Here is a 26,500-nt window from a genome sequence, read left to right on the forward strand (position 1 = left end):
GGTCCGGAGCACCGGGCGCCCCCGCTTCGTACCGGAAGGGCCGGTCTAGGCCGTGGCCGGTCTGCCCTCGCCGTACAGCCAGTCCTTCCAGATGCGGTGGAAGTCCTTGCCCGGCGCCTTCTTCTCGACGTACGCGGTGAACTCGGCGGTCGTCGCGTTGCCGTGGCGGTGGGTGGCGGCCCAGCCCTGGATGATGTCGTAGAAGGTGTCGTCGCCGACGGTCCTGCGGATCTTGTGGAGGACCATGGCGCCGCGGTCGTAGACGGGGCTGTCGGAGATGTGGGCCGCGCTGGAGGGCTTGGCGGGCGGGAAGTCCCAGATCGCCTTGTTGTCGGCGGCGTCGTCGTAGTAGTCGCCCCGGTAGAGGGCGTCGAAGATCTCGTCGGCCGTGTCGCCGTCGTGGTCCTCCTGCCAGAGCCACTCCGCGTACGTGGCGAACCCCTCGTTGAGCCACATGTCCTGCCAGGACGCGGGGGTGACGGAGTCTCCGTACCATTCGTGGGCCAGCTCGTGGACCAGCGTCTCGACGTCGGGGGCGCCCGGGAAGACGGGGCGGTTCTGGGTTTCGAGCGCGTAGCCGGCGACGCCGGGGCCGTCGACGATCGCGCCGGTCGAGGAGAACGGGTACGGGCCGAAGTTGTACGCCTCCCAGTCCATGATCTCCGGAATGCGGGCCAGCACCTTCGCGCTCGCGGCGGTCTGTGCCGGGTCGACGGCGACGTACACGGGCAGACCGCTCCTGGTCGTGCTGCGGGTGATGTCGTACGCCCCGACGGCGAGCGTCGCGACATAGCTCGCCATCGGTTCGGCGGTCCGCCAGGCGAAGGTCCTGCGGCCGTCGGCGGCCGTCGTCTCGCTCCTCAACTCCCCGTTGGAGACGGCGCTCAGGCCCTTGGGGACGGTGATCGTGATGTCGTACGACGCCTTGTCGGAGGGGTGGTGGTTGCCGGGGAACCAGGTCATCGAGCCGACGGGTTCGCCGAGGGCGAGCGCGCCGCGGGCCGTGGGCAGCCAGCCCTCCTGCGAGCCGTCCGGGTCCGTGAGCGTTTCCGGGGTGCCCGAGTAGCGGACCGTGGTGCGGAACGTCTCGCCCTTGCCGAGGCCCGTGCGCGGGCGCACCGTCAGTTCCTGGCCCGCCCGGCTCCAGCGGGCGTCCCGGTCGCCGACGGAGACCCCGGCGACGTCCAGGCCCTTCAGGTCGAGGTTGAAGGCGTCCAGGCTCCGGGTCGCCCGCGCGGTGATCCGGGCGGTGCCCCGCAGCCGCTTGCTCCCGGGGTCGTAGGAGAGGGTCAGGGCGTAGTGCGTGACGTCGTAGCCGCCGTTGCCCATCTTCGGGAAGTAGGGGTCGTGCAGGCCCGGGGGGCCCGCCGAGCCGTCCCCGCCGCCGCACGCGGTGAGCGCGCAGGTGAGGGCGAGAGCCAGCGCGCAGGGGACGATCACGGAAGATCGGGGCACGTCCGCGATCCTACGAGGCCATGACACCATCACGTACGTGCTCGACATCGGCTACGCCCTCTCCAACCGGTTCCCCGACCCCCCGCAGACCGACTACCGCCGCGCGGACGTCCACGCCCTGCGGCACGACCTGTTCTGCGGCGACGTGTACCTCGCCGACACCAAGGCGGACCGGGAGGTGTCGACGGCCTGGGGATGGGTGCCGGTGCTCGACTTCGCGTGGGCGCTGTGCGACATCGTGGAGCAGCTGGACCGGGACCCGCACGGCAGCCGGGCCTCCCGCCCCCAGCACGCGGAGCTCGACTTCACCGAGTCGACGGACCGCATGCTCTTCGAACGGCGCTTCGGCTGGGTCGACATCGAGGCCGACTGGATGCACCGCGACGAGGAGCCGCTGACCTTCTCGCACGCCGCGCTGCGCCGGGAGGCCCGCGACTTCCTGCACGACCTGATCGCGGACCTCACCGACCTGCACGACGACCTCGCCGAGAACCCGGCCCTGTGGACCCTCCAGGCCCGCTTCCCCCGCGTCACCTGATCCCCCCGCGGCCCTGCCCGGTCTCCTCCCGGACTTCCCCCTCGGTCTCCTTCGCAGCTCTCGCCCCCCTCAGCCCGCCTTTCGGCTCGCCCCGCCCCTCACACCTCACCCGCGTCGCCGTGCACCCGCACGCCCAGCGCCGCCGCCAGCACCGGTGCGAGTTCGAACAGCTGGACCGGGCTGATCACCGCGCCCGCCAGCCGGTCCACACCCCGCGCGATGTCCAGCTCCGCGGCGCGGCGCAGATCCACGTCGATCAGGGTCGCCGCGGTGAGGTCGGCGCCCTTGACGACACAGTCCACGAATTCCACGCGCTCCAGCCGGGCGCCTGCGAAGTCCGGCTCCACCAGCACACAGCCCTCGAAGACGACGTCCTTGAGGCGGGCCTTGCGCAGGTTCAGATAGTCGATCTTGCCGCCGCGGATCAGTACGCGCTCCAGCACGGAACCGTGCAACTGCACCCCGCCCAGGCGGGCGTCGACCAGCTCGACGTCGCGCAGCGTCGACTCGGCCAGGTCGGTGCCCACACCCCGTACGCCCGTCAGGACCGAGTCCAGGAAGCGCGCGTGGTGCAGCCGTGTCTCGTCGAGCGCGCACCCCGTCAGGGCGCAGTCCATGAAACGCGCGCCGCCGCCGTCCTGCCCGGCGAAGTCCGTCTCCCGGAACTCCAGCCCGTCGTAGTCCCCGTCCAGCTCCAGCGCGGAGCCCTCGTGGGGCTCCAGCGGCGGCAGCCGCACCTCCGGCCGCCGCGCCCCCTTCACCGCCCCGCTCGCCCTGCCCGTACCGCCCGCCGCTTTCCGCACCATGCCCCCATCCTGCACTCCCCCACCGACAACGCCTCCGGCCTGCGGTCCTGTCCCCCGATGTCACATTCCGGCCCCGCGAACAGTCGTACCCGACAAGACGACCCCGACCGCAGGGAGAGGCCAACCATGCACCACCTGACCGTCATCGGCGGCGGCCTCGCCGGACTCACCGCCGCGATCACCGCCGCCGAGGCAGGCGCCAGGGTCACGCTGTACGAGGCCCACCACACGCTCGGCGGCCGGGCCCGCACCGCGGACGGCCCCTACCGGACGAACAACGGCCCGCACACGCTGCACGGCGGCGGCCCGCACTGGACCTGGCTCAAACAGCGCGGCCTCACCGGACCGCTCGCCCCGGTACCGGCCCGGGAGACCGCGCGGCTGCGCCTGCACCACCGGGGTGTCCTGCGCCGCACCCCGCCCCTCGCCCTGATCGGACTGCTGCGCCGGGATGCCCGGCAGGCGCCCGTGGACGCCGACTTCCTGAGCTGGGCGAGCGCCCGGACGGGCGAGGAGGGCGCCCGCGCCGCCGCGCACTACTCGGCCGTCACCCTGTTCCACCACGATCCGGGCGCGCTCTCCGCGGCCTTCGTGCAGGAACGGCTGCGCAGGGCCGCCCGGCTGCCCACGGAGGCACGCCATCCGCGCGGCGGCTGGGCGAACATCGTCGACCGCATGGCCGCCCGCGCCTGGAACCTCGGCGTCCGGGTGGAGACCCTCGCCCGCGTCGACACGCTCCCCGACCGTCGCGGTCCGGTGGTCGTCGCCACCTCCCTCGACTCCGCCCGCCGTCTCCTGGGGGACGACTCCCTCACCTGGACGGGCGGCCGGACCGCCCTCGTGGACCTGGCCCTGCGCACCCGGCGCGGTGACCCCTACGCCCTCTCCGACCTGGACGCGCCCGGCCGGCTCGACCGTCCCACGGCGCGGGACCGCACCCTCGCCCCGGACGGGGAGCAACTCGTCCAGGGACAGTTCCCGATCGCCCCCCACGAGTCCCGCGGCGACGGCGCCGCCCGCGCCGAACACCTTCTCGACCTCGCCTTCGAGGGCTGGCGCGAGCGCGTGACCTGGCGGCGGGACGCGGTGGCGCTGGGGCGCACCGGTGCGGTCGACCCGCCGGGCACCACCTGGCGCGACCGCCCGGCCCTCGACCGCGGCGACGGCGTCTACCTCGCGGGAGACCAGGTGGCCGCGCCCGGCATGCTCTCGGAGGTCTCCTTCAACAGCGCGCTCGAAGCCGTCGCCCTGGCCTTCGGCATCCGCGAACGCCTTGACCTCAAGCACGCTTGAGGTCGGAAGCTGGGGCTGCTCACCGCCCGCACCCCGAGGAGCCCTTCCGATGCACGCCGTCCGCCTGCACACCTTCGGCCCGCCCGAGAACCTCACCTACGAGAGGACCGAGGACCCCGAGCCGGGTCCGGGCCAGGTCCGTGTCGCCGTGGCCGCGGCCGGTGTCCACCTCCTGGACACCGCCCTGCGGGAAGGCGCCCGGGGCCCCGCGCCCGCCCCCGCCACGCTTCCCACCGTCCCCGGCCGCGAGGTCGCCGGCACGGTCGAGTCGCTCGGCGAGGGCGTCCCCGGCCACTGGCTCGGCAGACGGGTCGTCGCCCACCTCGGCTTCGCGCCCGGCGGCTACGCCGAACTGGCCGTGACCGACGCCGGCCGCCTGCACGAAATACCCGAGAACCTCGACTTCGCCCAGGCCGTCGCCATGATCGGAACGGGCCGTACGGCGATGGGGATCGTGCAGTTCGCCGAGTGGTCCCCGGACACCGTGGCCGTGATCCCGGCGGCCGCGGGCGGCATCGGCACCCTTCTCGTGCAGTACGCCCGGCACGCGGGCGCCACCGTGATCGGCATCGCGGGCGGTCCGCGGAAGGTGGCCCTGGTCCGGGAGAACGGCGCCGACCTCGCCGTGGACCACCAGGACGGCACCTGGCCGGCGCGGGTCCGCGGGTACCTCGGCCCCCGCACGGCGACCGTCGTCCTCGACGGCGTCGGGGGCACCACCGCCCGCGCCGCCGTGGATCTGCTCGGTCCCGGCGGCAGGCATCTCGTCTTCGGCTGGTCCGCCGAGGGCGTCCGGGACGGCGGACCGCTGATCGTGCCCGGCGTGACCGAGCAGGTGCTCGGCCCCGCGATGACGCGCCGGGCGGGCGGTCCCGACCCCCTGCGCACCCTGGAACTGCGTGCACTCGCCGAAGCGGCCGCCGGCCGTCTCACCCCGGCCCTGACCCGCTTCCCGCTCGCCTCGGCGGCCGCCGCCCACCGCGCCCTGGAGACCCGCGCCACCATCGGCAAGGTGGTCCTGGAACCGTGAGCGGGAGGGCCTCGCCGAAAGGTGCGTCGCCCACCGATCCATGGTCTTCTGGGCAGGTGAGTGTCACCCCGACAGGTGAACCCGCAGGCGAGGATCCCCACCGCTGGTGGGGTCTGGTGATCATCGCTCTGGCCCAGTTGATGGTCGTCCTGGACGCGACCATCGTGAACATCGCGCTCCCCTCCGCACAGCGTGACCTGGGCATGTCCGACGGCAACCGTCAGTGGGTCATCACCGCGTACACCCTGGCCTTCGGCGGGCTGCTCCTGCTCGGCGGCCGGATCGCCGACCTGGTCGGCCGCAAACGCACCTTCGTCATCGGGCTCATCGGCTTCGCGGCCGCCTCCGCACTCGGCGGCGGGGCCACCAGCTCCGCCATGCTCTACGGCGCCCGCGCCCTGCAGGGAGCCTTCGCCGCTCTCCTCACGCCGTCCGCGCTGAGCCTGCTGACCACCACCTTCAGCGACCCGAGGGAACGCGGGAAGGCCTTCGGCATCTACGGCGCCCTGGCCGGCAGCGGCTCGGCGATCGGACTGCTCGCGGGGGGCCTGCTGACCGAGTACCTGAACTGGCGCTGGTGCCTGTACGTCAACGTCCCGGTCGCCGTCGTCGCGGTCGTCGGCGCGACCACCCTGCTGCGCGACCGCCCCGGCTACCGGGGCGGTCGCCTCGACGTCCCGGGTGCGGTACTCGGCTGCGGCGGCCTCGTCGCCATCGTCTACGGCTTCAGCGAGGCGGAGCCGCGCGGCTGGACGGACCCGCTGGTCCTCGCCCTGCTCGCGGCCGGCGTCGCCCTGATCGCGGTCTTCGTGTGGTGGCAGAAACGGGCCCCGAGCCCCCTGCTGCCCCTGCACGTCGTCCGGGACCGCAACCGCGCCGGCTGCTTCCTGACCATGGCACTCGCCGTCATCGGCCTGTTCGGGATGTTCCTGTTCCTGACCTACTACCTGCAGGTCGTCCTCGGCTACTCGCCGGTGCGGACGGGCCTGGCCTTCCTGCCCCTGACGGCCGCCATCGTCGTCGGCTCGACGCAGATCTCCGCGCGGCTGCTGCAACACGTCGCACCGCGCGTGCTGATGGTCCCCGGCACACTCCTCGCCACGTCCGGAATGCTGGTCTTCACCCGGCTGACCGTGCACCCCGACTACGCGGGCCTGCTGCTGCCCGGCATGCTCCTGATGGGGCTCGGCATGGGCCTGATCTTCATGCCGATCTTCGCCACCGCCACCGCCGGCGTCGCCCCGCGGGACTCGGGCGTGACCTCCGCGACCGTCAACACCTCACAGCAGGTCGGCGGTTCGATCGGCACGGCCCTGCTGAACACCGTCGCCACCACCAGCGGCGCCACCTACATCGCCGCCCACCTCACCGACCCGGCCCGCAGGGCACTCGTCGTCCGCGAGGGCATCGTGCACGGCTACACCATCGCCGTCTGGTGGGCCTGCGGCATCATGCTCCTGGCCGGTCTGATCGCCGGCCTGCTGATCACCGCGAAGGCCCCCAAGCACGCGCTCGGGACGGCCCCCGTCCCCGAGTCGGTCCCGTGAACCCAGCTCCCGCAGCGCCCCGTCGGTCAGCCGGTACACCGTCCACTCGTCCTGCGGACGCGCGCCGAGTGCCTCGTAGAACTCGATGGACGGCCGGTTCCAGTCCAGCACCGACCACTCCAGCCGCTCGTACCCGCGCGCCACGCAGATCCGTGCCAGCTCGGTGAGCAGCGCCTTGCCGTGGCCGCCGCCACGCGCCTGCGGACGCACATAGAGGTCCTCCAGGTAGATGCCGTGCACCCCGCGCCAGGTCGAGAAGTTGAGGAACCACAGCGCGAACCCGACCACCTCACCGGCCTCCTCCGCGACGTGCGCGAACGCCGCCGGGTGCTCGCCGAACAGCGCCTCGAACAGCTGCGACGGGGTCGCCCGCGCCTCGTCCGGCACCTTCTCGTACTCGGCCAGTTCACGGACCATCGCGTGGATGACGGGGACGTCGGCGGGGGTGGCGGTGCGAATCATGGGCGCAGTGTCACACACCCGCCGCGCGGCCCACCGCGCGTGGGACCGCCCGCCGGTGCCGTCCCGTCAGTGCCGCCCCGCCGGTGCCGTCCCGTCAGTGCCGTCCGGCCACCCGGTCCGCCATCCGCGCCAGCCGGGACGACTCCGCGCTGCGCGTGGCCAGTTCGCGGCGGTCCGCGGTGCGGTAGGTCGCGTACATGCCGTGCACACCGATCCAGCGGAAGGGCTCCGGCTCCCACTTGCGGACCTTGTGGCCGACCCAGGGCAGGCCGGTCAGCCCGGTCGGGCCCGCCTGACCCGAGTCCAGCCGGACGAGGTCGCGCAGGGTGCGGGCGGCGAGGTTGGTGGTGGCGACACCCGAGCCGACGTAACCGCCGGCCCAGCCGAGGCCGGTCGCGCGGTCCAGGGTGACCGTGGCGCACCAGTCGCGCGGCACGCCGAGGACGCCCGACCAGGCGTGCTCCACCCGGACGCCGGCCAGCGACGGGAAGAAGCGGACCAGGATCCCGTACAGGGCCTCGACGGTCGCCTGCTGCGTGCCGCCGTCGTGGTCGGTGCGCGAACCGAAGCGGTACGGGACACCCCGGCCGCCGAGCGCGATGCGGTCGTCGGCGGTGCGCTGCGCGTACATGTACACGTGCGCCATGTCGCCGAGCGTCTCGCGCCCCTCCCAGCCGATCCGTGCCCACTGCTCGGGCGTCAGCCGCTGCGTCGCGATCATCGACGAGTTCATGGGCAGCCAGGTGCGCCGCTGGCCCTTCAGGGAGGCGGTGAAGCCCTCCGTGCAGCGCAGGACGTAGGGGGCGCGGACCGTTCCGTACGGGGTCACGGCGTGCTTCGGGCGGATCTCCGTGACCGGCGTCCGCTCGTGGATCGTCACCCCGAGTGCTTCGGCGGCCGCCGCCAGCCCCTTCACCAGCTTCACCGGGTGCAGACGCGCGCCGTGCGGAGTCCAGGCCGAACCGACCGCGTCCGCGACCCGGACCCGCTCGGCGGTCTCGCGCGCGCCGTACAGCTCGCGGTCCCGCTCCCCGTACGACAGCTCGTGCTCGTGGAAGGCCTTCAGCCGGGCCAGCTGCGCGGGCGTGTACGCCACCTCCAGGACACCGCCCCGGTGGACGTCCGCGTCGATGCCCTCCTCGGCGGCGACCCGGACGACCTCGTCGACCGTGTCGTTCATCGCCCTCTGCAGACGGACCGCCGCCTCGTGGCCGTGCAGCCTCGCGTACCGGTCGCGGCCCGCGACGCCGTTGTAGAGCCAGCCGCCGTTGCGCCCCGACGCCCCGTACCCGCAGAACTTCTGCTCCAGGACGGTGACGCGCAGCGAGGGCGCCGCCTTCTTCAGGTAGTACGCGGTCCACAGACCCGTGTAGCCGCCCCCGACGATCACGACGTCGGCGGTCGCGTCGCCCGGCAGGGGCTCGCGCGGGACGGGGAGCCCGTCGTCCGCGTACCAGAAGGAGATGCCGCCGTTGACCGTGCCGCTGCTGCTCATGGCCGGGACGTTAACCCCCGGGAGCGGCCAGTGTCTCCTTCGGATTCCGTGCTTTTCCGCGGCCTCTGACCAGCGGATAGCAGCCCAGCCCGATCACCACGGAGAGGAAATGTCCGCATTGGGTGAGGGTGGGGGTGGGGGTGCCGAAGACCGGCAGCCCGTAGAAGACCAGGACCGCCGCCAGATACGGGTACCGCCAGGGCGCCGGGATCCGGTACGTGAGCACGGCGATCACTCCCGCCAGCGAGTAACTCACGCCGATGTCGAGGGTGTTCACGGAGGACTCCGGTGCGATCCCGCGCCGTACCGCCTCCAGCAGCGCCCCCTCGCTGGCCAGCGTCGCCAGCACGTGCGAGGCCACGCACACGAACAGCCACCGCAGGGTGCCGAGCCAGCGCTCCGCCTGCGCGTGGAACACGGTGAAGAGAAAGGCGTACGGGAACCAGTAGCCGCCGTCGATCCACATCGCGCTGGAGATCAGCACCCGCAGCGGGTCGTTCGACAGCTCGTGGATGTTGGTGGACCGCTCCCGCAGGAAGTCCTGCTCGAAGTCCGGTGACATGTGGTGCAGGGCCACGGTGGTGAAGAAGAGGACGCCCAGCCATATGTAGGTGCCGGGGGCGCTGCGTATGTAGCTCCCCACGGAGCGCACGATCCGGTCAACGCGCATGGGCGGCCGCTCCCCCGCGCGTAGGGTCGGCAGGGTGATCGAGGTTCCGGACGCCCTGGCCGCCTCGCAGCGCCGGTACAACGGAGCGGCGGGCCGTGCCTTCGTCGCCGCGCTCCCGCGGCGGGCGGCCCGCTTCCTGGACCGTTGGGAACTGCGCCTCGACGGCCCCTCGATGCACGGGATGACAGCGCTGGTGCTGCCGGTGCGCCGGGCCGACAACACCCCGGCCGTGCTGAAGCTCCAGTTCCTCGACGAGGAGAGCGCGGGTGAGCCGCTCGCGCTGCGCGCCTGGGCCGGCGGCGGCGCCGTACGGCTTCTCGACCACGACAGGGCCACCGGCACCCTGCTGCTCGAACGGCTCGACCACACCCGTATGTTGACGCACCTTCGCGACACGCGCGAGGCCGCCCTCGTCATCGCGCGGCTGCTGGCCCGGCTGACGGCCGTGGCGGCACCGGAGGGCGTGCGCCGGCTCGGGGACGTCGCGGCGGACATGCTGGAGCGGGTGCCGGGCGCCCTTCGGCGGATTCCGGACCCGTCCGACCGGCGGCTCGTCGAGGACTGCGCCGCTGCGGTGCGCGAGGTGGTGACCGAGCCGGGCGACCGTCTCCTCCACTGGGACCTCCACTACGACAATGTCCTGCGCGGCCTCCACCACGACAACGTCCACGACGACGCCCACGACAACGCCCACGATCACGACGGCGACCGCGTCGCGGGGCGCGCGCCCTGGGTCGCCATCGACCCCAAGCCGCTCGCGGGCGACCCGGGATTCGAACTCTGTCCCGCGCTCTGCAACCGCTTCGAGCCCGGCGAGATCCGCCGGCGCTTCGACGCGATGACCGACGTCATGGGTCTGGAGCGCGCGCGGGCCCGCGCCTGGACCCTCGGCCGTGTTCTACAGAACACTCTGTGGGAGATCGAGGTCGGCCGCCCGCTGGAGCCCGTTCGACTGGAGGTCGCCCGCCGGTTGCGGGAGGTCAGCTGAGGACTGTCCCGTGGTCCGCGTGTCCGCCATCCGGGTCATGGGCACGCGGGGACGGCCGGTACCGGGAGTGCCGCGGGGCACGCTGACGCGGCCGGTGCCGGGAGTGCGCCGGTCGAGCCCGCCCCCGGACTCACACCGAACACGCGGGAGCGAGGGCGCGGCCCAGTTCCAGCGGGTCCGCGCGCCCGTCCAGTGCGGTGTGCAGGGCCATCGCGAGTTCCGGGTGGGCCAGCAGACCCTCGCCGGCCCGGTCCGCGCCGGCCCGCGCCGCCAGCCCGAGTCCCACCCAGGCATCGGGGTCGCCGCCGCGGACCGCCCGCTCGCGGAACGCGTGCAGGGCCTCCGGTGTACGGCCCTCGACCAGGGCGACGTCCTCGGCGAGCGCGCCCGCGACCACGGCGCCGGGATCGTCCCGCAGTGCCGCGAAGCCCGCCGGGTCGGCCAGCAGCCACCGCAGCAGCACGGCCCGTGTGTCGAACCCGCGGAGCGGGCTGCCGTGCGGGCCGCGGGGGACGGGCGCCGCGTCCGGAGCCGGGGGCAGCGGTTCACCGCGGGACCAGGCCGCCGCCTGCGCGCGGACCGTCTCCGCCGCCGGCCGCAGATGGTGGGCGCGCCAGCTCGCCCGGTGATCCGCGACGGCCAGGGCCGCCGCGGTCCTGGCCCGCACGTCGACCGGTTCGTCCAGCCAGGGTTCGACGCGCCGTGTCAGCTCGGCCACCAGCCGCCGCCCCAGCTCGTTGAGCCCGTCCGCCGAGCCGATCGCGCGCAGCGCGTGCGCCGTCTGGCAGCGCCACAGCGCGAACTCGAACTGCCCGAGCACATGGACGCGCCGCCGCCAGAACGCGGTGACCCCGAAGAAGGCGTACACGCCTTGGAGCAGGCCGCCCAGCGGTCGCGGATCGTCGCGCCATGGGGCGTAGTGCAGCCGGTCGTCCCGGTCGTCGTACAGAGTGAACAGGTGCATGAACGCGCTGAGTTTGTTGTGCTGGAACTCGTGCACCAGTGTCGAGGCGAACTGCTCGGCGTCGTCCGGCGCCGAGGCCAGGGCGCCGCCGAAGGCCTCACCCGAGGACGCGCTGTGCGGCCGGAACCGTTCGGCGCGCGGGCGGGGCACCACCGACACCAGCCCGCGGGCCAGCGCACGGGCGCCCTCGGTGTCGGTCCGCCTGAGGATGTCCCAGGCCGGGGCGAACAGTTCCTGCCACTCGCCGGCCGTGGCGACCGGTTCGACCCGGCCCGGTTTCCGCAGGTCGCGGTAGGGGTCGGTGTCGTCCAGGAGCAGGGTGCAGCCGGCCGCGCGCAGCTCCGTCAGGGCGTGCCAGTCCGGGCCCTCCAGCGGGCGTCCGGCGATCCGCACGCGTCCGGCGGAGGCGGAGACCTCGGCCACGTCCCAGTCCGCCGGGCCGGGTACCCGCATCGCCCCGAGCGCGGGCAGGACCGCCCATCCGTGCCGGACCGGGATCTCGGCGCGGAACTCCAGACCGGCGCGGACGGCCGCGGCCGCCGCGATGGCGTGGAGGTGTCCGGTGTCCGCCCACAGGGGCGCGTCGTGCTGGGCGGTCCCGCGCAGCCTGCGCAGGGTGTGCGACGCCCAGACGCCGACCGCCGGATACCCCAGCAACCCTTCCACCGCCTCCCGCGCCTCCTCGGACGCGGCCCAGGCGCGGGACAGCAGCCGCCAGCCCTCCTCGAGGGGAGGCAGCGGGCCGGGCGGGGCCGTCGCCGCCGAGTCCAGCAGGGCCCGTACGACGAGGAGCCGCCAGCTCCGCTCGGTCCTGCGCAGCGTGTCCACCGTCGCGGGGCCGCCCCCGCCGCCCAGCAGTTCGTCGAACGACCGCGGTGAGAGGACGTGGGGTCGGGCCGTCTGGTGCATGGGAGAGCCTGTTCGTTGCTGCCTGTTCGCTGCTGCTGGGGAGGGTGCGGCGACGCCTTTGGGCGGTCGCGCGGCTGTCAGTCCTCGCGCTGCGGGTTGTAGCCGCCGAGGCTGCCCGCGGGGTCGTCGACGCGGCTGAGCAGTCGGCGCATGGAGCCCGACGCGGACGGCAGGTCCAGATGGGGCCAGGCGTCCAGCGGAACGTCGCTGAGGTCGATCAGCTCGGACTCGACTCCGGACTTCTCCATGGCGGCGCCCCTGTGACGGTGAAGGTGTGCGGTCAAGGTCTGTGATGCAACGTCTGATGCAGTGCCTGATGCAACGTCTGCGATCAATGCCCTATATATCACTGAAATATGGCTTTTTCAGTGATTTAAGGCTGCTTGAGTGACCCTAGTGCATCAGGGAGGTCACACAGAGCCACATCGCGCAATCGTCCCGGATCGGGTGACGTCCCCGGACCGAGTGACGCGCGGGCGCCGCGGGTAGGGACCGGGTGTGATTGAACTCGCTGAACTGATCGAGGAGTTGCGCAGGGAACTGACCGCGGCCCGGACGGCGGCGGAGGGGGAGGATCTGTACTTCGAGGTGGGTCCGGTGGAGCTGGAGGCGGCCGTGGTCGTGGAGCGGTCGGCGACGGCGGGCGGGAAGATCCGCTTCTGGGTGGTGGAGGCCGGCGCGGACGGACGCGTGGCCGAGGGCGTCACGCACCGGGTGAAACTGACGCTCGATCCGCGTACCCACAGCGGCGGCGGACGCGCGCCGTGGGTGGGCGGGTCCGAGGCCGACCGGGAGCGCTGAGCCGTGCCGGGGCAGGAACCGCGCCGCGGACTGGACCCGGTCCGGGTGGCCGAGGTGATGGTGCGTCCGGCGGCGGGCCGGGGTCCCGGGCGGCGCGGTTCCGGGTACCGGGTCGGGCTCCGCTGGGTGCTCACCGCCGCGCACGTGGTCCGCGACGCCGAGGGAGGAACCGCGGGCGTACGGTTCGAGGCCGACCGCGCCGCGGAGTGGACGGCGCCCGCGCGGGTGCTCCTCGCCTCCGACAAGGCGGACGTGGCGCTCCTGGAGATCACCGGGTCCGTGCCACAGGGCGTGCACGCGGCCGCGACCGGATCTCCCTCGTACGGGACGTTGCCCGACACGGACGTCGTCCTGCCGTGCGGCGCGATGGGCTTTCCGCGCTTCAAGCTGCGCGAGGACCGGATGCGGCTGCTCGACGACGGTTCGGCGTCCCAGTACCGCGACTCCTGCCACGCCACGGGCATGACCTCGGTGCTGTCCAACCGCCGCGAGGGCACGCTCGAACTCGCGGTGACCCCACCGGAGTCGGACAGCGAACCGGACCGCTCCCCCTGGGAGGGCATGTCGGGCGCGGCCGTCTGGCACGACGGCACACTCGTCGGCCTGGTCAGCGCCCACCACCGCGCGGACGGCCTCGGCCGGCTGGCCGCGGTGCGTGTGGACCGCTGGTACGAGCTGCTGACCGGGGCCGAACTGGCTCTGCTGCACGAGAACGCGGGCCTTCCCGCGTCTGCGGGCCGGCTGGTCCGCTTCCCGCCCGCGGACACCACCGTCGCCGTCCCGGTCACCCTGGCGGGCCTCCACGACGATCTGCCTCTCGGCGAACTCGCGGGGCTGGTCACCGCGTTGACCACACTGCCCACGGTGAGGGACCGCACCACGCTGGCCCTGGTCCTGAGCAGCATCGACCCGGTCGTCGCGGCGATGAGTCCCCGGATGCCGGCGCTGCGTCCCGATCTGTTCGGGATCCTGCGGACCTGCCTGAGCTACCCAGGGACCCTGGATCAACTTCTCGAAGCGATACGGTTGTTGGAGGGCGACTCCGCAGGGGTGGCCCGCATGGACCAAGAGGCGGTGGAGTTGTCCCGGCGCCACCGTCGATCCGATGGGCGCCGCTGACCTGATATCGCGCCGCCCCGCAGGTGCGGGGTTTCATCCCCCGTGCGGCGGGCCATTATCAGGAGGATGTGAGCAGCCCGCATCCACAAATGCAGCCGGGGGGAAGGGGTTTGGCCGTCATGGAGCCGCCTGTGGCCGCCGTCGAGTCCAGCCTGGTCGATCTCGCGGGGGTATCCCTTGAAACGCTGCGCTCCATTGACCGCCGGGTTCTCGCCGCGTCGCTGGAGGAGCTGCAACAGCGCATCGACCTGCCGCAGGCCAGTGTCAGCGACTTCAACCCCGCAGAGCGTTTCGACTGACGACGCCAGGGCCGCCCATGAGTGCTGACCCGTCCCCGCCCCATCATCACCTGCCCTCCGCCGCGCTGGCCGAGTTGGCCCGTGGCGAAGGCGGTCCGGCCACCGTGGGCCTCCTGCTCGAAGCCGAACGCAGCCGCCGTCTGCTGTTGCTGCGGATGCTCGACGACGCCATGGACCCGGGTCCCGCCTGGGACCTCCTCAGCGAGGCCCAGCGACGCTCGCCTTCCGTCGTCGACGAACTGCTGATGTATCCGCAGACGGGAATGTGGCTGGCCACCGCGTTACGTCGGCTGCGCGGGTCGGTCCCGCCGGATGATCCGCCGCTGTGGGTGGTGCTCGGCCATTTCTCGGCGCTCGCCGCCGTGGCGGCGCTACGCGCGGAGCTGGACTTCAGCATCGAGGTCCCGGTTCGGCACGGCCGGGTGCCGCTGCCGACTCTCGGCTGCGCGGTACTGCCGGCGACCGAGCCGTGGACGACGGCCACGGTGCGCGCCCAGGGCGGACGCGCGGTGGTGGAGAGGGCCGGCGTCACGATCGGCGTACCGGCTGCGCCCGGGTCGGCCGGACCAGGGTGGCATGAAGTGCGCAGGCTCGCGGTCGGCCCGGCCGGGCGACAGCTCGACGTGGCACTGGACGACCTGGACCCGTATCGCACGTATCCGCAGCCGACCGAGCCGCGCCCGCTGTCCGAGGAGGCGGTGACGCAGTGGCGGCAGGAGCTGGAGCGGGCCTGGGGGGTGCTGCTGCGGGAACTTCCCGGGACGGCCGAGGCCATGCGGCGGGGGGTGTTCTCGCTGACTCCGACCCCGGCGAGGGAAAGGTTTCGGCCGCGCAGCGTGACGTCCGGGGACGCCTTCGGCGGCATCGAGGCCTCGGAACCCGACGACGCCGTTCAGCTCGCGGTCACGCTCGTGCACGAGTTCCAGCACACCAAACTGGGCGGCCTCCTGCACCTGGCACCTCTGCTGACCGACGGTGCCGACGCGAGTACGGAGCTGTGGTACGCGCCCTGGCGCGACGACCCCCGGCCTCTCGACGGGCTGCTCCAGGGCATCTACGCGTTCATGGGGATAACCCGCTTCTGGCGCGCCCACCGGGAGAACCCCGACGCCCACAAGGCCATCGCGCACTTCGAGTTCGCGCTGTGTCGGGCCCATGTGGCCGCGGCGCTGGAACAGGTCCACCGCCATCCGCGCCGCACACCGCTCGGTGCCACCCTGCTGGACACCCTGCGCGGCCACTGCGCGCAGTGGCTCCAGGAACCGGTTCCCGAGGAGCAACTGGCCCTGGCGCGGCTGTGTGCCGCCGACCACGTCGCCCGCTGGCGGGTCCACCACCTGCGGCCCCCCGCCCCCGCGGTGGAGGCGGCCGTACGCGCCTGGTCGGTCGGGGCGAGCGGACCGCCCGCCGCCCTGACGGCCGAGCCCGAACTCGTCCCCGACCTGTCCGCACGCTGGCTGGACAGCATGGCCATGCTCGCCCGCCACCACCTCAGCACCACCCCCGGCGAACGTGCGCCGTCCGAAGACCCCGAGAAGGCCGCGGCCCACGTCACCGGGGCCTTGCCCGGTGACGCACTGCTGGCGGCGGGAGACCCCACGGCGGCCCGGCACGCCTACGCGGCCCACCTGGCCGTCGAACCTGAGCGGGCGGGCGCCTGGGCGGGCCTCGGGCACGCCCTGAAGGCGGCGGGCACGGAACCCGCGGCGGCCCACCTGCTCTGCCACTGGCCCGAGCGGGCACGGGCGGTCCACCAAGCCGTGTCACGCGCTACCGGTACCGCACCGGACCCTGTCCGCCTGGCCGCCTGGCTCGCCTCGCCCACGGGCTCGCGGTAGCCGTCGGCGGTCGCGCGGACCCGCCCCTCACCTCACAGCGGCATCGGGTCGATGTCGCAGTTGGCCCGCTTCATCGCCCGGGTCTGCAGCGTCGCCGGGTGCGGCGAGGGCTCCGCGGAGCTCAGCCGGGGCCCGTCGAGGACCCGCTCCATCCGCTCCAGCGTGTCCGCGTGCAGGGCCATGGCCTCCGTTTCCTGACCGACGGCGACAAGGTCGAGGGAGAGGTTGGCCGCGCACACCAAGGTGGTGGGGTGGTCCTCGCCCAGTCGCTCCCGGCACAGCTCCAGCGTCTTCTCGCCGAGGCGGCGGGCCTCGGCCGACTGTCCCTGCGCGCTCAGATCGCTCGCCAGGTTGATGGCGCAGGCCAGCGCGATCGGATGGCCCGCCCCGAGGCGCTCGGTCAGCGACTCCAGCGCCGTCTCGTCCAGCCGCTGGGCCTCCTGCGCCCGGCCCGACAACCGCAACGTCACGGCCAGGTCGATGTCAGCCGCCAGGACGTGCGGGTGCTCGGGCTGGAACAGCCTGCGGTAACGCTCACGCGCCTTCTCCCCGCGGTCACGGGCCGCCTCCAGCTCACCGTTGTGCCGCAGCGCCACCGACAGCGCGAGGGACGCGGTCAGGGACTCCGGGTGCGTGTCACCGTACCGACGGGTGAACTGGTCGAACGCCTCGCGCGCCAGTACCAGCGCGGTGACCGGGTCGCCCTCCTTGCGGCAGGCCTCACCGAGCTGGCGCACGGTACCCAGGGTCGAAGGGTTGCCGGCCCCGAAGACCGCGCGGAAACCGTCGACGACCGCCTGCTGCAGAGACCGGGCGCCGACGTAGTCGCCGGTCTCGCGCACGTCGACGGCGATGCTCGCCTCGGTGATCAGCGACTGCTGGTGGTCACGTCCGAACAGCCGCGCCTTCAGGGCGTGCGTGTGCTGGTCCAGTTCCAGCGCGCGCTGGAACTCGCCCATCAGCCGCAGACTCACCCCGAGGTTGTGGGCCCTGTCCAGCGTGGTGGGATCGTCCTCGCCGAAGGCACGGCGGGCCCGGTCGTAGGCCGCCTCGTCCAGCTCGGCCCCGGCGGCGAAGTCCCCCTGGACCCGTCGCACGGCGGCTTCCAGGTTCAGGGTCTCCAGCGCGTCCTCACGGGTGTCCTCCCGGTCCGCGGGCGCAGTGCGGGCATAGACGTCCTTGAGCTGGGCCACGAGCTGCGAGGCATCGTCGTAGCGACCCACCTTGAGATAGACGAAGCTCAGCCACCATGCCATCAGCCGCGTCTGCTGGTCCTCCTCGCCGAACAGCTGCCGCCAGGTCTGCCAGGCCTGCTCCATGAACTCGCGCGCGACCTTGTGGTCCCCCCAGTACCAGAGGTACTTGGCGACGTTCATCACGAGCTCGCGCACCCACGGCTGGTCGGACTCGACGGCGCCCGACGCGATGACGTGGCCGTAGAGCTCCGCGTAGCGTGTCCAGTTGACCGACTGGTTGGGTCCCTTGGGATCGGAGGCGGCCAGAAGGGTGTGGGCCCCCTTGCGCATGCGGTTCTGTTCCTCGGGCGTCATGCGGTTGATCAACACGGCCTGGACCAGGCGGTGCATCTCGATCGAGTTGGTCCGGTGGTCGATGCGGGCGAGGGAGTAGCGGTTGATCTCCCGAATGGCGCGGGCGAGCCGCATCGGGTCGTTGAGGGCCCGGTCGAGTTCGGGGTCGATGCTGGAACCGCCGAGGCCGGAGAAGATCGAACGGGAGATGGGGTCCGGCGCGAAGTAGGAGCACAGCTGGAGCAGACGCAGGGCGGCGAGGCTGCGCGTCTCCAGGTGGTCCAGGGAGACGTTCCACGCGGCCGCGACCGGAAGCTGGTAGTCCGGGGGCGGGGACACCTCGAGGAGTTCGCTGCGCTTGTCCTCGAACAGGCGCAGGTACTCGGAGACCGGCATCCCGGTCTCCGCGCGCCAGGCGGCGGCCTGCTCGAGCGCGAGCGGGAGGTCTCCGAGGGCATCGGCGAGGCGATCCGCCTCGGCGTCGTCGAGGTCCCCCGGCGAACCCGAGCGGCGCAGCAGCTCCTTGCTCTCCTCGCGGGTGAAGACGTCGACCTCCAGGGAGGGGCCGACGACGCTCCAGCGCCGGTTGCGGGAGGTGACGAGGATGGTGCCGCTGCCGCCGGTGGGGAAGTAGTCGCGGACGCGTTCGGGACTGTCGGCGTTGTCGAAGATCAGCAGCCAGCGGGAGTACGGCCGCCCCTCGCGCAGTGCCTCGCGCACCGCGGGACCCGCGATGTTGGCCTCGGCGCTGGTGCCCAGGCCCAGCCGCTGCGCAAGCTCCACCAGTGCCTGGCCGATCTGCCCCGGGCGCTCGGCGGGGATCCACCAGACGACGTCGTACTCGGACTGGTGCCGGTAGGCGTACTCGATCGCCATCTGGGTCTTGCCGACACCGCCCATGCCGTGGATGGCCTCGGGAAGCACGGTGGTCGTGCCTTCCTGAAGGCGCTCTCGCAGTCGTTCCAGAAGGTCCACGCGGCCGGTGAAGTTCGGATTGCGCGGGGGGATGTTCCCCCAGATGCGCGGCTGCGTCGAGCGCGCGCTCTCCACCGTCGGCTGCTGCGTGGTCGCCATGGTCGTGGCTCCTTCTGAAGTTGTCTCGGGCCCCCTCGGGGCGTGTGCGGCATCCCGGCGGGCCCGGGTGGCGGGGGCCTGGTCCCGCGTGTGGGTACGTGCGTCCTTGCCCAGGTCGACGGTGTTCTGCCGGTCGTACGCGCGCAGAGCCCGCGCGAGACGCTCGGCCCGGGGCAGGAATCGTCCGGACAGGGCGCGCAGCGCGGTCAGTTCGACGCGCAGGAACGCCACGTTGCGTGCGGTCACGGGCGGCACACCGGTCGCCTCGACGGGTTCGTCCGGGGCGGGCAGGACCGGCTCGGAGCCCTCCGGGGCGGCCGCCATCAGCACCCGTACGTCGTGCAGCACCCGGACGGTGTCCCGGCGGCGGGCCAAGGCCAGTAACTCCTGGCGGATGTTCGGACCGAAGGCGAAGACCATCTCGGCCGCGCGCTCGGCCTCCGCGCCCGCCGGCCGCACCAGGCCGCTCATCAGCAGCTCGGTGAGGTGGGCCGGTCCGGCGCCGGGCACCGAGGCCGTCAGCGCGCTCATCACGGACAGCGTCAGCGGGGCCGCCGCGAGACGGGTGGCCAGGGCGAACGCGGTGGGCGACGCGGCCGCCCGGAACTCCGAGACCCGCTCCCACGGCGGCATCGCGCTGGCGGGGTCGGGGACGTCGTCGACCCACGGGACGGCACGGGCGGCGTCCGGCCGCCGCTTCCAGTCCCGGGCCCGGACGCCCGACATCTCCACCCAGTCCCCGGCCCGCGCCGCCACCAGGTCGGCCCAGTCGGAGAGCGAGTGATCGGTCCGCTCCAGGACGGGGACCGGCACCACGCCGGAGCGCGCCGCCGGATCGTCGTCCACGGGTTCGAGGGGGGAGGTGCGCAGCTCCCATCGCAGGGCGTCGTTCGGCGCCCAGGGACGCCCGGACTTCAGCCGCATACGGTGCACGTCCAGGCCGGTGCGGAACCAGAGCCGTTGCGGCAGCAGGTGGAGCACCGCGAGGGGTTCGGAACGGCCGAGTTCCCTCAGCAGCGGCAGCACCGCGTCGGACCGCCAGCCCGCCGCCAGACCATCGGTCAGGACCAGCACCACCCGGTGTTCACCCACGGGCGGGGGAAGGTGCTCGAGCCGGATCCGGCCCGGCTCGGTGTCGTCGGAGCCCAGCAGCCGTAAGCGCGTGACCGGGCCGGACGACTCCTGGGCGGCGAGCTCCTCCGCCAGACGGTCGACCGTCTCGGCCCAGATCCGCATGCTCACATAGTCGTCGACGACGAGCAGGACGGACGGACGGTCCGCGGACCCGGCCCGCTCCAGGCCCCGCAGAGCATGCGCCACCGCGCACGGTGACACGTCGCCAGAAGCCCTCGCCGATGGTGGTCGTGGGCCGTCGTCACGCTGCATAAGCGCCCTCAGAGCGTCCGGTCATGCCCGACGACGGAGGGAGCACCGAGGAGGAGTCCCGCAGTCCGCGGGCATGCGTGACATCCACGTGCCAAGCCTGGCAGTGGTCTGCGTGCGGTGCAAGACGGCAGGCCACAGGGGGCGGCAGGACTGATGAAAACTCAAAAACCGGGCGGCACACACCCGTTCGGCGGTACCCACCCCCTGTGGACGGCCGGTGAGTCTGTCTCGGCACCAGCGTGGCACCCGGCGATGGTCCGTGCAAGACCACGGGGTGCCCGCCTCCGCGTGCCGGTCGCGGGCCCCTTCCGGGCGGCGGGGGCATGACGCCCTACACCGGTCCGGGCGGGCTCGGCTTGCGCTCGGGATCGTCGAGCAGAATGGCCAGATGGCGACCGACGTGCCCGTCCCAGGCCGCGGGGCCGAGGGCCAGCGCCTCCCTGCGCCACTCCCCGACCCGTTCCGCCAGACTGCCCAGCCCCCGGTCCTGCAGGATCTCGCCGATGGCGTCCTTGAACTTGGGGTCCGCGCAGTCGCTGCGGTGCCAGATCATCGCGGGCACCCCGGCCCGCAGCCCCGCCAGGACCTCACGGCGGCCGGTGCCCGACTCGTCGCCCGGCGGCTGGCTGAGCACCAGGCACACCGCGTGCTGGTCCTCCTTCAGCTCGCGCTCCAGGTGGAAGAAGTACGCCCCGTCCCGCTCCGGACTGCTCCAGTACGGATGGCTGTCCGCCGGGCGCTCGCGCAGCTGCCGCCACTTGTTGTGCCAGGGCCGGTGCCAGGCGGCACGCTGTAACCGCTCGATGCTGCGCACCACCACCGGATAGTCCAGGACCAGCGGGGTCGGGGACCCGGAACCGGACTCCTTCGACCACCACTCCACCGGCTCGTTGAGCAGCTCCCACGGGAGTATGAACTCGAGGATCACCGGCTGCCGCAGATCGGCCCACTTCTCCTCGGCCTCCTCGATCAGCCGCTCCACCGCGCCCGGGAGCTCCTCCCGGCCCAGATGGGCGGTCTCGCCGCGCACGGGGTGCCAGCCCTCGGAGTCGGACTGACGCCAGTGCGACAGGTAGTAGTGGTCCGCCTCGATCCGGTCGGGCTCGAACTGGATCATGAGATAGGCGGGGACGAGGGACGGCGCGGGATGCGGGAAGTCCGCCTGCTGCCGTTCCGCCAGCACGCTCTCCACCCCCAGGGCCGCGGCCTGGCCGCGGTTGAAGCGGCGCAGCACCTCGGCGCCCTCCGCCTGGCCGTCCTCCACCAGCCGGTCGGCCGACAGCGCGAGGAAGGCCATGCTGGGCGGGAGTTCACCGGCCGGGGAGTTCTCACCCGCCAGCCGCAGGAAGACCTGCCATCCCGTCCGGCACCACGCGGGCAGCTCCTGCACCCGGGACCGGCTGGAGCGGCGGGCCATGACGGCCAGGTCCGAGGACCCCATCGCCAGCAGGACGGGCCGCAGATGCCCGAGATCCGCGTTGTTGAAGAAGTCGACGGCCTCCCACTCGTCCACGAGCGGCCACAGCTCCACGACCGTCGCCGACTGCTGCTCCACGTACTCCAGCGACCGCACCAGGCAGGCCAGGCCGTCACCGACATCGGTGCACGCCTTCACCACCTGCAGCAGCCAGGGCCGCAGCCGGTCCCCGCCGAAGGGTTCCACGGGCGAGGCCAGCTCGCCGGCCAGCATCTCCCGCCAGACCTCACGGCTGCCGGCCTGGCTCACCGTGGCCGAGTTCTGCAGTGCGTCCACGATGGAGACGATGAGCTCGTTGCGGACCCGATCCGGACTGCGCCCTTTCACCCCGTATACCTCCACACAGCTGGCGCGGCTCCCTGATGGTGCCCAACAGGGTAAGGCCGCACCACGGGGCGTGGCAGCGAAAAGCACGGGCAACGGCGCCTGATGTCCCTTCCCGGGACCGGGATCGTCAACTCGCTGTCACACCCGGGCAATAGCCTCCGCCTCATGACTCCCCCGGACGTTCCCGAAGCCTTGCGTCAACTGCCCGCGGGACTGCCCGCCGGACGGCTCCTCCGGCCACGCCAGGACGGACTTCTCCGGGTCGGTCCGCCGCGGTCACCGGTGCTGTGGGTCAGTGACGAACCGCTGGACGACGCGGACGTGTGGTGGGAGAGCCTCTACCGGGACCGGCTGACGACGGGCCTGCATCCCGTCCTGTTCGAGTACCCCGACGACGCACTGCACCCGGGGGACGCCCGGGACGGATCCGGGACGAAGGCCGAACACCACCTCCTGGAGGAGTGGCGCAACTACCGTCGGCACAAGGCGGAACGGGAGGCCCTGCCGCCCGTGCCCTCGTCTCCCGAGGAGGAGGACGAGGAGGAGTGCGACTGGCCCGACGGCAGCCCGACCTTCGACGCCTGGCCCGGCCTGGCGGTGGCACCGGCCAGGGAAGCCGGACCCGACGACAGCGCCGCCGCCGCGGCGGCGCATCTCGTACGGAAGGAGTCGCTTCGCCATCTCGCCCTGGTACCGGCAGCGCGCAGTGCCGACATACCGGCCGCGATCGGATGGACCGGCATGGCCAACCGCCTGTCCGCCGGCGATCTGTCCGCGGTACTGCGCTCCTGGGAGGACCGCTTCGGCGCCCGGCTCGTCGGCCTCGGCCACGCGACCGCCTTCGTCTCGGTCGCGGCCAGGCCCGCCGACCTCGATCAGGCGCACGTGCTCGCCCTGGAGCACTACCTCACCTGCCCCGACAACGTCGAGCAGGGAATGTGCACGTTCCCCGAATACGCCGGCGATCTGCTGGAGCGGTCGGTCTGGCGCTTCTGGTGGGACTGACGGCCGCTCAGGAGCCTGTACGGCGACGGGTCGCCGCCCTGGACCGCTTCTGGCGTATCCGGAGCCGAGACCCGCGTGCCCGTGCGCTGCCCGGAACGTCTTCGGGCCTTCGGGGCCATACCGGCGTTCGGCACCTCGGACAGCGCCCTCTTGATGATGACCTTCAGATCCGCGGCGGCCGCGTCTCCCTCTTCACGAGGCGGGCCCCCCGCCTGCGTCGTCACGCTCGACCAGCCCGGCCCGAGGCAAGCGGTCGGCGAGGACCGGCACGACAGTGATCACGTCTTCATCGGGGCACTCGCGGACCGCGGTGACGATGAACGTCCGCACCCACGTGAGCGGCGGCGACCGGCGGGGAACCCACGGGCCACCTGGGCCGGCTCAAACGGCGCCGTCAACCGAGACCCCCGTCACATTCCGCCGTCAACGCCCCCATGGTCCAAGATCGCGGGGGCGTTGGCGCCGGTGAGCGGCGGAGCCCCCTGTCGGATTCGAACCGACGACCTTCGCTTTACAAGAGCGGCGCTCTGACCAGCTGAGCTAAGGAGGCCTGCACGCGCGCGTGCCGCGTGCCTGGCACGTGCGTGCCCGTGCAGTGTACCCACGTCACAGCGGGCCCCTGCCGAAAATTTCCGCGAAGTTCACAGGGCTGCGGGTACTGACAGAGCACGTGAACGGGAGGTACCGTCCAGAATCAGTTCACTCTTGTGGACTACACCACCGTGAGGCTTCACGGTGGACACCACCTTTACAACGGATCGTCCGGCACGTTCCTGCCGGTGAAGGGGGCCCCTCACCATGGCCACTGTCTCGTTCAACAAGGCGACCCGCATCTACCCGGGTGGCGACAAGCCCGCCGTCGACCAGCTCGAGCTCGATGTCGCGGACGGCGAGTTCCTCGTCCTCGTCGGTCCCTCCGGCTGCGGCAAGTCCACCTCGCTCCGCATGCTCGCGGGGCTCGAGGACGTCAACGCCGGCTCCATCCACATCGGTGACCGCGACGTCACGCACCTGCCGCCCAAGGACCGGGACATCGCCATGGTGTTCCAGAACTACGCGCTGTACCCGCACATGACCGTCGCCGACAACATGGGCTTCGCGCTCAAGATCGCCGGCGTGAACAAGGCCGAGATCCGCCAGAAGGTCGAGGACGCGGCGAAGATCCTCGACCTCACCGAGTACCTCGGCCGCAAGCCGAAGGCCCTCTCCGGCGGTCAGCGCCAGCGTGTCGCGATGGGCCGTGCCATCGTGCGCGAGCCCCAGGTCTTCCTCATGGACGAGCCGCTGTCGAACCTCGACGCCAAGCTCCGCGTCTCCACCCGTACGCAGATCGCCTCGCTGCAGCGCCGCCTCGGCATCACCACGGTGTACGTCACCCACGACCAGGTCGAGGCCATGACCATGGGCGACCGGGTCGCCGTGCTCAAGGACGGTCTGCTCCAGCAGGTCGACTCGCCGCGCAACATGTACGACCGCCCCGCGAACCTCTTCGTCGCCGGGTTCATCGGCTCCCCGGCCATGAACCTCGTCGAGGTCCCGATCACGGACGGCGGCGTGAAGTTCGGCAACTCCGTCGTGCCGGTCAACCGCGAGGCCCTGAAGGCCGCCACGGACAAGGGCGACCGCACCGTCACGGTCGGTGTCCGTCCCGAGCACTTCGACATCGTCGAGCACAACGGCGAAGCCGCCAAGTCGCTGACGAAGGACACCGAGGACGCCCCGGCCGGCCTCGCCGTCTCGGTGAACGTCGTCGAGGAGCTCGGCGCCGACGGTTACGTCTACGGCAGCGCCAAGGTCGACGACACCGTCACCGACCTGGTCGTCCGCGTCAACGGCCGCGCCGTCCCGGACAAGGGCGCCACGCTGCACGTCGTGCCGCGTCCGGGCGAGACCCACGTGTTCTCGACCTCCACGGGCGAGCGCCTCTCCGACTGAGGCAACCCGCACGGCTCCGACACCACCGGAGCGGGTGAATTCACCCAAGTTGACGAGGAGGGCCCCGCAGCCTGCTGCGGGGCCCTCCTCGTTGTCGACAAATACCCCGGCAAGCCGGTCATTTCGATACGTGTACGTCAACGCGCCACCCGGAAACCATCACTTCCTCGTCCCCCGAACCGGTGACTAAATGTCGCCAAATCATCACCCCGCGCTACCCTCACTCGCGTGAAGCACTCCACCACTAACCAACGGACCCGGCATGGCCGTGGCCCCGCCCGCCGGATCGGCCGCACCCTCGCCCTCGTTCTGCCTGTCGTCCTGGTGCTCTCCGGGACCCTCGCGGTCACCCGAGTCAACTGGTCGGGGAACTCCTCGGAGTCGGTGCTCACCGCCTCCTCCTCGGACGTCTCCTCGCGTGCCGTCTCCCGCGCCCCGCAGGACGTCCTGCGTGACCGGCTCCTGCTCGAACTCCAGGAGAAGGACCCGGGCACCGCCCTCACCCACCTCCAGGAGGCGGTGAACGGCCGCCCGTCGCTCGCGAAGCACTGCGTCTCCATCGCCCGCGCCCTCGGCCGCGCCGCGGTCCGCGCGTACGGCCCGACACGTGCCCAGGCGTTCGCGCGCCCGGTCTGCGACACCTCCTTCGCATCGGGGGTCGCGGCCACGCACCTCTGAACCCGCGGGGCCTCGTCCGAGGCCGGAACGGCCCCTTCCCGCCCGCCAGGTAACAGCTGCTTAAGGGAACGGTTGCCGACAGAAACCACCAGCGGGGCGCCACGTACAGTTCGGGCATGACCGATCCGAACGCCGCGTCGCGCCCCGTTCAAGCTGTTGTCCTGGCCGGTGGTCAGGGCTCCCGACTGCGGCCCTACACCGACGACCGGCCCAAGCCGATGGTCGAGATCCCCGGCACCGGGACACCGATCATCGGCCACCAGTTGACCTGGCTCGCCGAAGAGGGCGTCACCGACGTCGTCGTCTCCTGCGGCCACCTCGCCGAAGTCCTCCAGGACTGGCTGGACTCGGCGCACCTTCCGGTCAACGTCATAACGGTCGTGGAGAAGGAGCCCCTGGGCCGGGGCGGCGGCCTCAAGTACGCCGCCGCGCACCTCCCGCACCCGGAGCAGCCCTGGTACGCGACCAACGGCGACATCTGGACCCGTTTCTCGCTGCGCGACATGGCGGACTTCCACACCGAGCGCGACGCCGTCGCCACCCTCGCCCTCGCCCGCCCCCGCATCCCGTGGGGCGCCGTCGAGACGGACGACTTCGGCCGTGTGACGGACTTCATCGAGTCACCGCCGACCACCTACGAGATCAACGCGGGCGTCTACGTCTTCTCCGCCGAGTTCGCCGGTCTGCTCCCCGAGCGCGGCGACCACGAGCGCACCACGTTCCCGCACCTGGCCCGTGAACGCCGTCTGGCCGGCTTCTCCCTCCCCCAGGGCGCCTACTGGCGCGCGATCGACACGGCGAAGGACCTCACGGAGGCCGCCAAGGAACTCGCCGCACTCGGGCGCTGAGCGGCCTCACGGCACACATGACGACGG

The 26,500-nt window shown here is 72.4% G+C and carries 21 protein-coding genes, 1 tRNA gene and 1 pseudogene; 13 read left to right on the plus strand and 10 right to left on the minus strand.

Annotated elements, in window-relative coordinates:
• Positions 1–45: 45 nt before the first annotated feature.
• Positions 46–1,455: a M1 family metallopeptidase gene (locus HEP85_RS18565; protein ID WP_248001986.1), complete on the minus strand. Its 1,410-nt coding sequence runs from the start codon at positions 1,453–1,455 to the stop codon at positions 46–48.
• 37 nt (positions 1,456–1,492) lie between these two features.
• Between HEP85_RS18565 and HEP85_RS18570 the strand changes: the two genes are divergently transcribed.
• A complete protein-coding gene (locus HEP85_RS18570) occupies positions 1,493–1,993 on the plus strand; it encodes a hypothetical protein (RefSeq protein WP_168528736.1) in 501 nt (166 codons plus the stop codon).
• A gap of 98 nt (positions 1,994–2,091) precedes the next feature.
• Here the strand turns inward: HEP85_RS18570 and HEP85_RS18575 are convergent, their stop codons facing one another.
• Positions 2,092–2,799 (minus strand): pentapeptide repeat-containing protein, encoded by a 708-nt coding sequence (locus tag HEP85_RS18575; RefSeq protein ID WP_168528737.1) that lies wholly within the window; start codon positions 2,797–2,799, stop codon positions 2,092–2,094.
• 126 nt (positions 2,800–2,925) lie between these two features.
• Here HEP85_RS18575 and HEP85_RS18580 point away from each other — a divergent pair, with 126 nt between their 5' ends.
• The 3 genes from HEP85_RS18580 (at position 2,926) to HEP85_RS18590 (ending at position 6,669) form a co-directional block, all read left to right on the plus strand.
• Positions 2,926–4,092: an NAD(P)-binding protein gene (locus HEP85_RS18580; protein WP_168528738.1), complete on the plus strand. Its 1,167-nt coding sequence runs from the start codon at positions 2,926–2,928 to the stop codon at positions 4,090–4,092.
• A 49-nt stretch (positions 4,093–4,141) separates the two neighbouring features.
• Positions 4,142–5,122, plus strand: a complete 981-nt coding sequence (locus tag HEP85_RS18585; protein WP_168528739.1) for a zinc-binding dehydrogenase — start codon at positions 4,142–4,144, stop codon at positions 5,120–5,122.
• A 140-nt stretch (positions 5,123–5,262) separates the two neighbouring features.
• Positions 5,263–6,669: an MFS transporter gene (locus HEP85_RS18590; RefSeq protein WP_348772505.1), complete on the plus strand. Its 1,407-nt coding sequence runs from the start codon at positions 5,263–5,265 to the stop codon at positions 6,667–6,669.
• Here HEP85_RS18590 and HEP85_RS18595 read toward each other — a convergent pair.
• The 3 genes and pseudogenes from HEP85_RS18595 to HEP85_RS18605 form a co-directional block, all read right to left on the minus strand.
• Positions 6,667–7,131, minus strand: a pseudogene (locus HEP85_RS18595) (N-acetyltransferase family protein); the annotation flags it as partial. The gene HEP85_RS18590 and the pseudogene HEP85_RS18595 sit on opposite strands and share 3 nt — an antisense overlap.
• A 94-nt stretch (positions 7,132–7,225) precedes the next feature.
• Positions 7,226–8,626, minus strand: coding sequence for an FAD-binding oxidoreductase (locus HEP85_RS18600; protein WP_168528740.1), 1,401 nt, complete (start codon positions 8,624–8,626; stop codon positions 7,226–7,228).
• 10 nt (positions 8,627–8,636) lie between these two features.
• Entirely contained in the window at positions 8,637–9,296 is a 660-nt protein-coding gene (locus HEP85_RS18605; protein ID WP_168528741.1) for a rhomboid-like protein, read from the minus strand.
• 34 nt (positions 9,297–9,330) lie between these two features.
• Here HEP85_RS18605 and HEP85_RS18610 point away from each other — a divergent pair, with 34 nt between their 5' ends.
• On the plus strand, positions 9,331–10,284 hold the full coding sequence (locus HEP85_RS18610; protein WP_211118021.1) for an aminoglycoside phosphotransferase family protein: 954 nt from the start codon (positions 9,331–9,333) through the stop codon (positions 10,282–10,284).
• Between the two features lie 130 nt (positions 10,285–10,414).
• Here HEP85_RS18610 and HEP85_RS18615 read toward each other — a convergent pair whose 3' ends face one another.
• Positions 10,415–12,157, minus strand: a complete 1,743-nt coding sequence (locus tag HEP85_RS18615; RefSeq protein ID WP_369657759.1) for an HEXXH motif domain-containing protein — start codon at positions 12,155–12,157, stop codon at positions 10,415–10,417.
• Positions 12,158–12,234: 77 nt separating this feature from the next.
• Positions 12,235–12,405: a hypothetical protein gene (locus tag HEP85_RS18620; protein ID WP_168528744.1), complete on the minus strand. Its 171-nt coding sequence runs from the start codon at positions 12,403–12,405 to the stop codon at positions 12,235–12,237.
• A gap of 250 nt (positions 12,406–12,655) precedes the next feature.
• Here HEP85_RS18620 and HEP85_RS18625 point away from each other — a divergent pair, with 250 nt between their 5' ends.
• From HEP85_RS18625 to HEP85_RS18640, 4 genes are all read left to right on the plus strand, one after another.
• The gene (locus HEP85_RS18625; protein WP_211118022.1) at positions 12,656–12,958 is read left to right on the plus strand and encodes a trypco2 family protein; all 303 of its coding nucleotides are present in this window, start codon (positions 12,656–12,658) and stop codon (positions 12,956–12,958) included.
• Positions 12,959–12,961: 3 nt separating this feature from the next.
• Positions 12,962–14,077 (plus strand): trypsin-like peptidase domain-containing protein, encoded by a 1,116-nt coding sequence (locus HEP85_RS18630; RefSeq protein WP_168528745.1) that lies wholly within the window; start codon positions 12,962–12,964, stop codon positions 14,075–14,077.
• A gap of 131 nt (positions 14,078–14,208) precedes the next feature.
• Positions 14,209–14,376 carry a hypothetical protein gene (locus HEP85_RS18635; protein ID WP_159055260.1) on the plus strand — a complete coding sequence of 56 codons (168 nt, stop codon included), beginning with the start codon at positions 14,209–14,211 and terminating at the stop codon, positions 14,374–14,376.
• A 17-nt stretch (positions 14,377–14,393) separates the two neighbouring features.
• Positions 14,394–16,214 carry an HEXXH motif domain-containing protein gene (locus HEP85_RS18640; RefSeq protein ID WP_168528746.1) on the plus strand — a complete coding sequence of 607 codons (1,821 nt, stop codon included), beginning with the start codon at positions 14,394–14,396 and terminating at the stop codon, positions 16,212–16,214.
• A gap of 32 nt (positions 16,215–16,246) precedes the next feature.
• On the opposite strand, the gene fxsT is transcribed toward HEP85_RS18640, so the two are convergent.
• Together fxsT and HEP85_RS18650 are read right to left on the minus strand one after the other, a co-directional pair.
• Complete coding sequence (gene fxsT / locus HEP85_RS18645; protein ID WP_168528747.1) at positions 16,247–20,137, minus strand: FxSxx-COOH system tetratricopeptide repeat protein; 3,891 nt, start codon at positions 20,135–20,137, stop codon at positions 16,247–16,249.
• A 397-nt stretch (positions 20,138–20,534) separates the two neighbouring features.
• Positions 20,535–21,956 (minus strand): hypothetical protein, encoded by a 1,422-nt coding sequence (locus HEP85_RS18650; protein ID WP_168528748.1) that lies wholly within the window; start codon positions 21,954–21,956, stop codon positions 20,535–20,537.
• A gap of 216 nt (positions 21,957–22,172) precedes the next feature.
• Here HEP85_RS18650 and HEP85_RS18655 point away from each other — a divergent pair, with 216 nt between their 5' ends.
• Complete coding sequence (locus tag HEP85_RS18655) at positions 22,173–23,012, plus strand: DUF4253 domain-containing protein (RefSeq protein ID WP_369657760.1); 840 nt, start codon at positions 22,173–22,175, stop codon at positions 23,010–23,012.
• Between the two features lie 476 nt (positions 23,013–23,488).
• Here HEP85_RS18655 and HEP85_RS18660 read toward each other — a convergent pair.
• Positions 23,489–23,562: transfer RNA gene (locus tag HEP85_RS18660), tRNA-Thr, on the minus strand.
• Positions 23,563–23,810: 248 nt separating this feature from the next.
• On the opposite strand from HEP85_RS18660, the gene HEP85_RS18665 reads away from it, so the two are divergent.
• From HEP85_RS18665 to HEP85_RS18675, 3 genes are all read left to right on the plus strand, one after another.
• Positions 23,811–24,947 (plus strand): ABC transporter ATP-binding protein, encoded by a 1,137-nt coding sequence (locus HEP85_RS18665; protein ID WP_168528749.1) that lies wholly within the window; start codon positions 23,811–23,813, stop codon positions 24,945–24,947.
• Between the two features lie 228 nt (positions 24,948–25,175).
• Positions 25,176–25,625, plus strand: coding sequence for a hypothetical protein (locus HEP85_RS18670; protein WP_168528750.1), 450 nt, complete (start codon positions 25,176–25,178; stop codon positions 25,623–25,625).
• 116 nt (positions 25,626–25,741) lie between these two features.
• Entirely contained in the window at positions 25,742–26,473 is a 732-nt protein-coding gene (locus HEP85_RS18675) for a nucleotidyltransferase family protein (protein ID WP_168528751.1), read from the plus strand.
• Positions 26,474–26,500 lie beyond the last annotated feature (27 nt).

It is taken from the genome of Streptomyces sp. RPA4-2 (genome assembly GCF_012273515.2).
In the GTDB taxonomy this organism is placed as follows: domain Bacteria; phylum Actinomycetota; class Actinomycetes; order Streptomycetales; family Streptomycetaceae; genus Streptomyces; species Streptomyces kaempferi.

What these genes read in the sequence shown, in the direction of transcription:
- HEP85_RS18575 (WP_168528737.1), bottom strand. Translation starts at nt 2,799, where the DNA reads ATGGTGCGGAAAGCGGCGGGCGGTACGGGCAGGGCGAGCGGGGCGGTG.
- HEP85_RS18580 (WP_168528738.1), top strand. Translation starts at nt 2,926, where the DNA reads ATGCACCACCTGACCGTCATCGGCGGCGGCCTCGCCGGACTCACCGCC.
- HEP85_RS18585 (WP_168528739.1), top strand. Translation starts at nt 4,142, where the DNA reads ATGCACGCCGTCCGCCTGCACACCTTCGGCCCGCCCGAGAACCTCACC.
- HEP85_RS18590 (WP_348772505.1), top strand. Translation starts at nt 5,263, where the DNA reads ATGGTCGTCCTGGACGCGACCATCGTGAACATCGCGCTCCCCTCCGCA.
- HEP85_RS18600 (WP_168528740.1), bottom strand. Translation starts at nt 8,626, where the DNA reads ATGAGCAGCAGCGGCACGGTCAACGGCGGCATCTCCTTCTGGTACGCG.
- HEP85_RS18605 (WP_168528741.1), bottom strand. Translation starts at nt 9,296, where the DNA reads ATGCGCGTTGACCGGATCGTGCGCTCCGTGGGGAGCTACATACGCAGC.
- HEP85_RS18615 (WP_369657759.1), bottom strand. Translation starts at nt 12,157, where the DNA reads ATGCACCAGACGGCCCGACCCCACGTCCTCTCACCGCGGTCGTTCGAC.
- HEP85_RS18620 (WP_168528744.1), bottom strand. Translation starts at nt 12,405, where the DNA reads ATGGAGAAGTCCGGAGTCGAGTCCGAGCTGATCGACCTCAGCGACGTT.
- HEP85_RS18640 (WP_168528746.1), top strand. Translation starts at nt 14,394, where the DNA reads ATGAGTGCTGACCCGTCCCCGCCCCATCATCACCTGCCCTCCGCCGCG.
- HEP85_RS18655 (WP_369657760.1), top strand. Translation starts at nt 22,173, where the DNA reads ATGACTCCCCCGGACGTTCCCGAAGCCTTGCGTCAACTGCCCGCGGGA.
- HEP85_RS18665 (WP_168528749.1), top strand. Translation starts at nt 23,811, where the DNA reads ATGGCCACTGTCTCGTTCAACAAGGCGACCCGCATCTACCCGGGTGGC.
- HEP85_RS18675 (WP_168528751.1), top strand. Translation starts at nt 25,742, where the DNA reads ATGACCGATCCGAACGCCGCGTCGCGCCCCGTTCAAGCTGTTGTCCTG.